The sequence below is a fragment of the Falsiroseomonas sp. RANM36 genome (genome assembly GCF_056682175.1).
On sequence record NZ_JBWXTD010000006.1, the window covers coordinates 451,044 to 452,895 of the forward strand.

The following is a 1,852-nucleotide window of genomic DNA, read 5'->3' on the forward strand; positions in this document are numbered from 1 at the left end:
CTGGAAACATGTGTCCTAGAGCACGACTTTCCGATCGACTGATTCCAGTCGATCGCAACGTGCTCTAGCGCCTTCAGACGACGAGGACGAGGTCGGACGCCGCCAGCGGTGCCAGCGTCTCCAGCCGCGCGACGGCCACCGCCGCAATCGCGCCGGTGCCGTCGGCATCGAAGGCCAGCAGCCCGGTCGCGGCGATGTAGACGAATTGGGCCCTGGCGGCGGGCGGCGCATCCGGCGCGAAGAAGGCGGGGGCGAGCGTGCCTTCCGGCAGCGCAATGCCGAAGCCGCCGGCAGAGATCGCGATCCGGTCCTCACCGGCCGTGAAATCCACGATCAGGTCGAGCCCATCGCCCGGCGCGTCGAAGCGGAACAGGTCCGCCCCGGCGCCGCCCGTCAGCGTGTCCTCCCCGGCGCCGCCCCCCCCCCCGGGGGCGGGGGCGGCCCCCCCCCCCCCCCCCGCGGCCCCCCCCCCCCCCCCCCCCTTTTCATGTCATCACGAGCCCTCAATACGGGGCGAAAATGTCCGGAGCGCGCTTGTAGAAGCGGTCCCGGTGTATTCTACTGTCGGCGAGTTGTCGGTCCCTGTGGGCCTTCACCTGCCTACTCGCGATTCGCAGCACTCTGGAGGGAGACACCGCATGTCATGGAAGAAGGCGGCTCTCGCCGCCACCGCGCTGATGCTGCCCGCCGCCGCGCAGGCGCAGATGCAGCCCTTTGGCCTCAATCTCAGCGGCTTCTATGTCGGCGCCGCTGCCGGCGTGAACCTTCGCACCGATTCCGATGTCAGCATGTCCGGCGGCGTGGTGAGCGGTCCCTTCGGCGTGGGCGCCGGGAACCAGAACGGGTCGCTTGCCTGGGATCCGGGCTACGCGCTCATCCTCAACATGGGCTACGGCTTCGGCAACGGGCTCCGGCTTGAGGGCGAGTTCAGCTTCCGCTCCGACAACATCGACAGCGTCGGCGGTCTCGGCCGCGGCCAGTATTGGCGTTCGGCCGGCATGGCCAGCACCTACGCCTTCATGGCCAACGCCTATTACGACTTCCGCGTGGACTGGCCGGTGATCCCCTATGTCGGCGCCGGCATCGGCTACGCGATCACCTCCTACGACCAGATCACGACCACCACCAACGGCTCGCCTTCGCCCTTCCCGAACCAGACGAACATCGCCGGCGATGACGGCCAGTTCGCCTACCAGTTCATCCTGGGCGCCAGCATGCCGATCGCAGCCGTCCCTGGCCTCGCGCTGACGGCCGAGTACCGCTACTTCGCGACGCTCGACAACAGCCTCGACGCCACGCGCTACCGTCCGCAGGGGTTCTCGCGCGGCACCGCCGACATCGAGAATGCCAGCAACACCTTCCTGCTCGGCGTCCGCTACACTTTCGGCGTCACGCCGCCGCCGCCGCCGGTGGTGCCTGCGGCAGCCCCGGCCCCGGCGCGCACCTTCCTGGTGTTCTTCGACTTCGACCGCGCCAACCTGACCGAGCGCGCCAGGCAGATCATCGCCGAAGCCGCCAACAGCTCGCGCCAGGCCGGCGTGACCCGGATCGAGGTGTCGGGCCACACGGACACCGTCGGCTCGGCCAGCTACAACCAGGGCCTGTCGGTGCGCCGCGCCAATGCGGTCGCCGCCGAACTCGAGCGCCTGGGCGTGCCGCGTTCCGCCATGGTCATCCAGGGCTTCGGCTTCACCCGCCTGCTGGTCCCGACCGGCCCGGGCGTGCGGGAGCCGCAGAACCGCCGCGTCGAGATCGTGCTGCGCTGACGGCGCAGCCCGAGCACGAGCCGAATCGGGGGGGGGGCCCCGGCGCGCCGGGGGGTTTTGAGGGGGCGCGGCCGGGGGGCGGGGCG

The 1,852-nt window shown here is 70.5% G+C and carries 2 protein-coding genes; one reads left to right on the forward strand and one right to left on the reverse strand.

Going from position 1 to position 1,852, the window contains the following annotated elements; genetic code table 11:
* Positions 1-73: 73 nt before the first annotated feature.
* Positions 74-331 carry a hypothetical protein gene (locus tag AC1MIR_RS23785; protein WP_480030649.1) on the reverse strand — a complete coding sequence of 86 codons (258 nt, stop codon included), beginning with the start codon at positions 329-331 and terminating at the stop codon, positions 74-76.
* 307 nt (positions 332-638) lie between these two features.
* Here AC1MIR_RS23785 and AC1MIR_RS23790 point away from each other — a divergent pair, with 307 nt between their 5' ends.
* Positions 639-1,766, forward strand: coding sequence for an OmpA family protein (locus AC1MIR_RS23790; protein WP_480030650.1), 1,128 nt, complete (start codon positions 639-641; stop codon positions 1,764-1,766).
* Positions 1,767-1,852: the final 86 nt, after the last annotated feature.

What these genes read in the sequence shown, in the direction of transcription:
- AC1MIR_RS23790 (WP_480030650.1), top strand. Translation starts at nt 639, where the DNA reads ATGTCATGGAAGAAGGCGGCTCTCGCCGCCACCGCGCTGATGCTGCCC.